Annotated in this window: 7 protein-coding genes; 4 read left to right on the top strand and 3 right to left on the bottom strand. The window is 39.0% G+C overall.

Annotated elements, in window-relative coordinates; all coding sequences use genetic code 11:
- The 3 genes from AC1DPQ_RS10720 to AC1DPQ_RS10730 form a co-directional block, all read left to right on the top strand.
- Nucleotides 1–206 (top strand): hypothetical protein (locus AC1DPQ_RS10720; protein WP_477584716.1); only part of this gene is annotated, 206 nt, incomplete at its 5' end.
- Nucleotides 207–931: 725 nt separating this feature from the next.
- Nucleotides 932–1,345: a ComF family protein gene (locus AC1DPQ_RS10725; RefSeq protein ID WP_477609208.1), complete on the top strand. Its 414-nt coding sequence runs from the start codon at nt 932–934 to the stop codon at nt 1,343–1,345.
- A 141-nt stretch (nt 1,346–1,486) separates the two neighbouring features.
- Entirely contained in the window at nt 1,487–2,779 is a 1,293-nt protein-coding gene (locus AC1DPQ_RS10730) for a hypothetical protein (protein WP_477584718.1), read from the top strand.
- Between the two features lie 561 nt (nt 2,780–3,340).
- Here the strand turns inward: AC1DPQ_RS10730 and glmS are convergent.
- The 3 genes from glmS to AC1DPQ_RS10745 all read right to left on the bottom strand — a co-directional run bounded on the left by glmS (nt 3,341) and on the right by AC1DPQ_RS10745 (nt 7,416).
- On the bottom strand, nt 3,341–5,179 hold the full coding sequence (glmS, locus tag AC1DPQ_RS10735; protein ID WP_477584719.1) for a glutamine--fructose-6-phosphate transaminase (isomerizing): 1,839 nt from the start codon (nt 5,177–5,179) through the stop codon (nt 3,341–3,343).
- A 147-nt stretch (nt 5,180–5,326) separates the two neighbouring features.
- Nucleotides 5,327–6,598, bottom strand: a complete 1,272-nt coding sequence (glyA, locus tag AC1DPQ_RS10740; RefSeq protein ID WP_477609214.1) for a serine hydroxymethyltransferase — start codon at nt 6,596–6,598, stop codon at nt 5,327–5,329.
- Between the two features lie 62 nt (nt 6,599–6,660).
- The gene (locus tag AC1DPQ_RS10745; protein ID WP_477609210.1) at nt 6,661–7,416 is read right to left on the bottom strand and encodes a segregation and condensation protein A; all 756 of its coding nucleotides are present in this window, start codon (nt 7,414–7,416) and stop codon (nt 6,661–6,663) included.
- 178 nt (nt 7,417–7,594) lie between these two features.
- On the opposite strand from AC1DPQ_RS10745, the gene dxs reads away from it, so the two are divergent.
- The coding region (dxs, locus tag AC1DPQ_RS10750) for a 1-deoxy-D-xylulose-5-phosphate synthase (protein WP_477609212.1) at nt 7,595–8,900 on the top strand (1,306 nt) is incomplete at its 3' end.

The raw sequence follows: 8,900 nt of genomic DNA on the forward strand, positions 1-8,900 counted from the left end.
AAGAACTTGTTGATCTGGTAAACCTCGCGGCCGATCACTTATATATCGTTAAACTTCAGTTGCGGAAAGTCTTCTTCCTCTCTCCTGTGTTTCTGTTTATCTCAATCTTTTTTTTCTATCTTCCCGACATCCGCCGTTCCGATTCTTTTACCCTTCCTTATCGTTGGGAGTGCAAAGGTAAGGATCTTTTCCGGAATCACAAATAAAATAAATTTTATTTTTTTAACCCCCTCTTTTTCCTATTCCCCTCTTTTCAATACGCTGATGTTAACCAGCTTTCCGTCATTCCCGAACGGGCTGCAAAGGTAGCAATCTTTTCCTCTTCCGCAACATTTATTTTAAAATAAATCCCGCTCTCATTATCCCCTGCGCCATCCTTTCATTCAAAACCCTTCCTCCGAAGCGGGATGCAAAAGTAGAAAAAATTAACACTAACGCAAAGCTTTTTTACGGATCAACGAAAGGATTCTGTTAACCACATGGTTTTCAGACAGAAAAAATGTTGCAGTGGGCAAAACTTTCTGGAACAAATAATGTTTATGCACTCCCCTGCCCTTAGACTTCCGAAGTTTTTCCTGAGCTTTGGCCCTCCGAAACTTCGGAAGACCCTGCAGAATAAACCCGATTGCAATGGAAAGCCCACAGCGCAGCGAGGACTTGCAATGAAAAGCGGGAACAAACCCTCATAGTAGTACTGAACCTGCTTTCCTAAAAATCACAAACAATMTACCACTAGGCAAACTTCCGAAGTTATCCTTACACCCCGCTCTTTTAAACCTCGGAAGTTATTTACTGAAATCATACCTATATAGTAGTAAGAACCTGCTTTGCTAAAAAAGATTAAAAATTCAATCTCTAGTGTTCCGAAGCCCTTTCCATCGCCTTGGCCTCTTAAACTTCGGAAATCAAAAATATTTTATAAATTAGTTAGATGCTTTTGGTTAAACAATGGACTTCTGACTGGCTAAAAACCGGAATTCTTTATCAAGATATCAACATGGTTATCCCAGTTCCTTTACATCGTAAAAAATATAAGATTAGGGGTTATAACCAAAGTAGCTTTATTGCAAAAGGAATTGCAACACAAATGGGAATAGATATTAGTGAAGATCACCTTATCCGGACTACTTCAACGGAGAGTCAAACTAAAAAAAGCAGGTATAACCGGTATGAAAATATGAAAGATGTTTTTCAGGTAAATTCTGCTGAAGATATAATTGGTAAACATATTTTACTGGTTGACGATGTAATTACCACTGGGGCAACGCTTGAAGCCTGCGCCAATACACTCTTAGCTATTGGGGCGGCAAAAGTGAGCATTGCAGCGCTTGCCTTTGCAGAATAATTACTGTTACACGGTTTAAGCGCTATTGTAAGTAGCCAAACATTTTTCTAAGTTTGATTTATGCGTTTAAATATTGGTTTAGTGCTTTTAATTTTATTCATTGGTTCAGCTTGCCGGAAAGGGGAGCGTATAACCACAGATATGAATGCTAAACTAAACATCTCTAATAAAGAAGTATTATTTGATACCATCTTTACTTCAGTAGGATCAACAACTAAAAGAATAAAGATTGTCAACAAAAATAATGATGCGGTTAAAGTTTCCGAAATCAGATTATCAGGTGGCAATACTTCGGCTTTTAGCATTAACATTAACGGGGAGCAAACGCAGAGCAAAAATGATCTCATTATAAACGGCCGGGATTCTATAAACCTCTTTGTCAAAGTTTCGATCAATCCAAATTCAACTAACCTGCCCTTTCTGGTTCAAGATTCTATCATATTAAATACAAATGGGAATAAACAGGTAATTCAGCTTTTAGCTTATGGACAGAATGCTGTATTTGTTAACGAATCGACAATTAATGCCAATACCATCTGGACAAAAGCTCTACCCTACATTATTAATGGATCGTTAACTGTTAAGAGCGGGGGCTCACTAACGATCCAACCTGGAACTAAAATTTATTTTCACAAGGATGCAAATTTAAACATAGAAGGGAATCTAGTGGTTAATGGCAGCCTTGCTGAACCTGTACTATTTTGTAGCGATAGGCTGGAATACATATATAGTGATGAGCCTGGGCAATGGAAAGGGATTTTCTTAAAACGGACTGGATGTGGACTTATTAAAAATGCGATCATCAAAAATGCATCTGTTGGCATTACCTCCGATTCTTTGGCCATTAACAACAACCCCAAATTAATTTTAAGCAACAGTATAATTAAAAACATGCAGGTGGCGGCTTACATTGGCTACCACTCGGAACTGCTTGCATTTAATAATGTGATGTATAACTGCGGAAATTACTTAATATATGCAGTAGGGGGAGGGAATTACAACTTAAAACAGAATACTTTTGCTGGTTACAACTCAAATTTCCCGCGTAAAACTGCCTCTCTGAGTTTTTCAGATTATTTATCGGCAAATGCTTATAACAAACTTCAGGTAGATTTAACCAATAATATCATATGGGGGAGTTTAACGAATGAATTGGATATCCAAAAGAAAACGTCTGCAATAGTGCAATTCAATTTATGGAGCAATTTAATCCGATCTACCAACAGCGCTTACAGCAACAATGGCAACATTTTAAATACCGATCCTCTTTTCATTAATCAAGATCTAGAAGATTTTCGAGTATCTCCCGGTAGCATCGTCAGAAAAAAGGGAGCTGATTTAAGTACTGATCCGTATTTCTTTAATTACCTTAATCAGGATGCGAAAGGAAATGCAAGAATTTATCCCTCAACCTTAGGCAGTTACGAGAAATAATTTATTTTTTTTTATTTTCTCAAAACAAAACGGCGATAATTTCCGTTTATATATTCGAGAGCGTTAATTTAGATGGTAAGGGTCGATATTTCTTCTAAGAATATCGGCCCTTTACTTTTACCAAGATTTTAAGATTATAGGGTTGCCACTAAATTTTTAAGCTATTTTTTTTAACATCGCTTTAATCTCCAACAAGATTTATTTCTTTAGAATTTAGCATTGGTACCTATGGCAGCCTGCAGCCCCGCTTTCCCCCCTGCCGTTTTAATTCATCAATATCAAAATATATAAATTATTTGAATACGCCTATAACCAAAAAAGTGGCTACAAATTAATGCAAAGCTTTATCTATTTACCTGAGTTCGATTATTAAATTGTAAAAATAACTATCAGACAAGGTTTATTCCTAATCTCATCGTCATGCTGAACTTGTTTCAGCATCCTTTTTGGCAGGAAAGACCCTGAAATAAATTCAGGGTGACGACCGATTTAACCCAAAACTGAGTTTAGATATCAATCAGTATTTAATTATCGAATTCAGGTTATTTGTTTGTTATAAAATTATTCTACAGTTACCGATTTAGCTAAGTTTCTAGGCTGATCTACATTACAACCACGCATCACTGCAATATGATACGATAATAACTGAAGTGGAATAGTTGCTATAAGTGGTAAAAAGGCTTCATTAGCATCAGGAATTTCGATACAGTAATCGGCCATTTTCTTCACCTCCGTGTCTCCCTGGGTTACAATCGCAATCACTTTACCTTTTCTTGCTTTTACTTCTTGTATATTGCTGATCACTTTTTCGTATGATGAATTCTGCGTAGCAATAAAAACCACCGGCATTTCTTCATCAATTAAAGCGATAGGCCCATGCTTCATTTCTGCTGCAGGATAACCCTCTGCATGGATGTAAGAAATTTCCTTAAGCTTTAAGGCACCTTCTAAGGCCACAGGGAAACCACTACCTCTTCCCAAGAACAAACAGTTGGTAGAATCTTTGATCTTTTCTGCAACTTCTTTGATCAGATCGTTCGATTCTAAAGCAACCTGAATTTTTTCAGGGATATGGTCCAGTTCGGTTAAAAGCTCGATTAATTTTGAGGTGGTAATGGTTCCTTTTTGCTGCGCCATGTAAAAGGCCATCAAGGTTAGAACCGTTACCTGGGCAGTAAATGCTTTTGTTGAAGCTACGCCAATTTCTGGACCAGCATGGGTGTAAACGCCGGCATGGGTTAAACGCGGGATGGAAGCCCCCGCAACATTACAGATCCCAAAAATAGTTGCTCCACGTTCTTTAGCCATCTCGATGGCCGCCATGGTATCAGCAGTTTCGCCGGATTGTGAAATGGCAATTACCACATCTTTTTCGGTGATAATTGGATTTCTATACCTGAATTCTGAAGCATACTCCACCTCTACAGGTATACGGGCATATTCTTCGATCAGGTATTCGCCAACCAAACCTGCATGCCACGATGTTCCGCAGGCCACAATAATGATCCGGTCTATATTTTTTAATTTCTCTGCAAATTCTTTGATCCCGCCAAGCTGAACTTTTCCTTCTTCAGGATAAATACGTCCACGCATACAATCTTTAATTGAACGTGGCTGCTCATAAATTTCTTTAAGCATAAAGTGATCAAAGCCACCCTTCTCCAACATCTCTAGTTTTAGCTGTAGCTCTTGAATTAAAGGGGTTTGCACTACGTTATCCAATTGTTTAACTAAAAGGTCATTTTTGGTAATCAGGGCGATTTCGCCATCCTTTAAATAAATTACGGTTTTAGTATACTCAATAATCGGGGTAGCATCAGAGGCAATAAAATATTCTCCTGCTCCAACGCCAATTACCATCGGACTTCCTTTCCTCGCAGCAATTAAACGATCAGGGTGTTCTTTATCCATAATCACGATGGCGTAGGCACCGTTCACTTCCTGCAAAGCCAAACGAACTGCTTCTAAAAGATCAATATTTTCAATTTCCTGGATTTCTTCAATCAGGTGAATTAATACCTCTGTATCCGTATCGCTTTTAAACTCGTGGCCACGACTAGTCAATTCTTCTTTTAAGGTGGCGTAGTTTTCGATAATTCCATTATGGATAATAGACAGCTTCCCGCCATTTGATGTGTGGGGATGAGAGTTTCGATCGGAAGGCACGCCATGAGTTGCCCATCGCGTATGTCCCATACCAATTGTACCACACTTATCTTTGTCTTCTGCATATTCTTCTAAAACAGCTACTTTTCCAGCCTTTTTATAAATATGCTGACCACTATCGTTCATCAGTGCAATACCAGCACTATCATAACCCCGGTATTCTAATCTTTTAAGACCTTTCAATACAATTGGCCAGGCTTCTCTGTAGCCAATATAGCCTACTATTCCACACATAAGTTACATCATTTTATTGGTCAAATATATAAAACAAACGTTTGTTTTGCATCATTAGGGCGAAAAACTTACTTCACAAAAAAAAGCAGTTACAAATTAATGTAACTGCTTGTCTTATTGCCACTCTAGCCGAGTGAGTGTATAATTTTATTTATATAATGGGAAAGCACTTACCAACTTAATCACCTCAGCTTTTACACTATTTAGGTTAGCTTCATCTTCCGGATTGGTTAAAACCTGGTCGATTAAATCTACAATCTTCTGCATTTCAGTCTCTTTTAAACCGCGGGTAGTAATTGCGGCAGTACCTACACGGATACCTGAAGTTACAAATGGCGATTTATCATCGAAAGGAACCATGTTTTTGTTCACTGTAATTTCTGCTTTCTCTAAAGCATTTTCAGCTACTTTACCAGTAATATTTTTATTTCGAAGATCGATCAGCATCAAGTGGTTATCTGTGCCACCAGAAATAATGCCATATCCTTTAGCTACAAATGCTTTGGCCATTGCCTGTGCATTAGCTGCAACTTGTTTAATGTACGTTCCGTACTCCTCGCTTAAAGCTTCGCCAAAAGCAATTGCTTTAGCCGCAATAATATGCTCTAACGGACCACCTTGTGTACCAGGGAAAACCGCCATATCGAGCAGGTTACTCATTAAACGGGTTTCACCTTTAGGTGTTTTTAATCCCCATGGATTTTCGAAATCCTGTCCCATCATAATCATACCCCCACGTGGGCCACGTAAAGTTTTGTGGGTTGTAGTGGTTACAATATGGCAATGTGGAAGTGGGTTAGCCAACAATCCTTTTGCGATTAAACCTGCAGGGTGAGAAATATCGGCCAAAACCAAAGCACCGATTTTATCAGCTACTGCACGGATAAAAGCGTAATCCCACTCGCGGGAATAAGCAGATGCACCGCAGATAATTAATTTAGGTTTTTCGGCTAAAGCAACTTCTTCTAATTTTTTATAGTCAATTAATCCGGTTTCTTTTTCTACCCCATAAAATAAAGGCTGATATAGTTTACCCGAAAAGTTAACAGGCGAGCCATGCGTTAAGTGACCTCCATGAGAAAGATCAAATCCCAATATTTTATCGCCTGGCTGCAAAACGGCAAGCATTACTGCTGCGTTAGCTTGTGCGCCAGAGTGCGGCTGAACGTTTACCCATGCTGCACCGAACAACTCTTTTGCTCTATCGATAGCAATTTGCTCTACTACATCCACTACCTGGCAACCGCCATAGTAACGTTTTCCTGGTAAGCCTTCAGCATATTTATTGGTTAGTACCGATCCGGCAGCTTCCATTACCTGCTTGCTTACAAAGTTTTCTGATGCAATAAGCTCTAAACCATGCTCTTGGCGGTTTAACTCCTTATCAATAAGTTCAAAAATTTGGTTGTCGCGTGTCATCATTATATGAGGTTTGTATTTTTTTTGCAAAAGTAAGAAATTCAAATTTAATTTAGGCCGTATTAGGATAATGCTTTCACATTAAAGTTGTTAAAGCCGCTCCCAATGGTTATCTCTATGATTTGTTGCTGCAACATTTCTAAAATAGCCAGGAAATTATAAACGAAATGCACTTTATTATCCGAATTTTTAAGCACTAAAGCAAAATCGATCTGTTTATTGATATCGAGCAAATTCGCAATAAAGTGTTTTTGCTGCTCGATAGTGTAAGGATATTGTACCACGGTGTGTTTAACCTCTTCGCTGCGCAGCTCATATTTCTGCATCGTTCGGTGGTAAACGGTTAAAAGTTTATAGAGATCCAATGATAAAAGTTCATCCTGATGACTGGAAGATGCAGCGGCCAGGGTTAAATCATATGCAATATTACCCCGCTGATCTTGTTTAAACCGTTCCTCTTCAAAAACTTTCATTTCTTCTGCTGCAGATTTAAACTGCTTATAGGCGATAAGCCTTGCAATAAGGTCTTGTTCAGCATTAATTTCATTTCCGGCTTCATCAACCTCAATCCTTGGCAAAAGCATTTTAGATTTAATGCGCATCAACGTTGCAGCCACTAAGATAAATTCGCTGGCAACTTCTACATTTAAAGCTAGGAGCTGATGGATATAGGCCAAAAAGTCGTTGGTGATTTTGGCAATCTCCACATCCTGGATATTAAGTTCATCCCGCTCTATAAAGAACAGCAACAAATCGAAGGGCCCTTCGAATACCGGAAGTTTTATTTCAAAATTCTCTGCCTGYATGTGAAGAGACAAACATAATGAAAATTTTTAGTCCCAAACAATCTTAACCGTTAAACCCTACCCCTTAACCTGCATCCGCTAAGCCCTCACCGCCAACCGCTTAACGCTCAATAATAAACCACTATTTTTCTCTTCTATATTAAAACAAATTTGCCTTACTTTGTATCTTGTTTTTTACCATAAATTTCGAATGCAAGTAAAAGCTGGCCCCCTATTATCTAAAATCAACTATCCCGCTGATTTAAAGCAATATAGCGATTCTGACTTAGAACAAATAAGCCAGGAATTACGACAGTATATCATTGATGTTGTTAGTGTTAACGGTGGCCATTTTGGCGCCAGTTTAGGTGTTGTTGAATTAACAGTAGCCTTACACTATGCATTAAATACCCCTTACGATAAGTTGGTTTGGGATGTAGGCCACCAGGCATACGGACATAAAATATTAACCGGCCGTAGGGATTTATTCCATACCAATCGTGTATACGGCGGTATTAGCGGTTTCCCAAAAATTTCGGAAAGTGAGTATGATACCTTTGGTGTAGGCCATTCTTCTACTTCCATTTCGGCCGCTTTGGGTATGGCGGTGGCTTCGCAATTAAAAGGCGAAACAGACAGACAGCATGTGGCTGTTATCGGTGATGGCGCCATGACAGCTGGTTTAGCTTTTGAAGGATTAAACCATGCAGGGATCGAAAACAGCAATGTGCTGGTAATCCTGAATGATAACTGCATGTCTATCGATCCGAATGTGGGTGCACTTAAGGAATATTTAACCAGCATCACCATTTCAAAATCGTACAACCGTTTCCGTGATGATATTTCTCATGTACTCGCAGGGCTTTCTAAACTAGGCCCTAACGCACATAAGTACGTTAAGAAAATTGAGAAAAGCATTAAAGGAACCTTACTTAAACAAAGTAATTTATTTGAAGCTTTAAACTTTAGGTATTTCGGTCCTGTTGAYGGGCACGATGTAAAACGTTTAGCGCAGACCATAAAAGATTTATCTGCTATTCCTGGCCCTAAGCTTTTACACTGTATTACCGTAAAAGGTAAAGGTTTTGCACTGGCAGAAAAAGATCAGACCAAGTGGCATGCTCCAGGTCTTTTCGATAAGATTACCGGCGAAATCAAAAAAAGTATTCCAGACAAGCCACAACCACCAAAATACCAGGATGTTTTCGGACATACCATGGTCGAGCTGGCTGAGGCGAACGATAAAATTGTAGGTATTACACCTGCTATGCCATCAGGATCATCGTTAAATATTATGATGAAAGCGATGCCAAAACGTGCATTCGATGTAGGTATCGCAGAGCAACATGCCGTGACTTTCTCGGCTGGCCTGGCCACTCAAGGATTGGTTCCGTTTTGCAATATTTATTCAAGCTTTATGCAAAGGGCCTACGATCAGGTGATTCATGATGTAGCCATTCAAAAATTGAACGTAGTATTTTGTTTGGATAGGGCAGGCTTAGCAGGTGCTGATGGTG

This window comes from Pedobacter sp. 01T416_2, assembly GCF_056398925.1.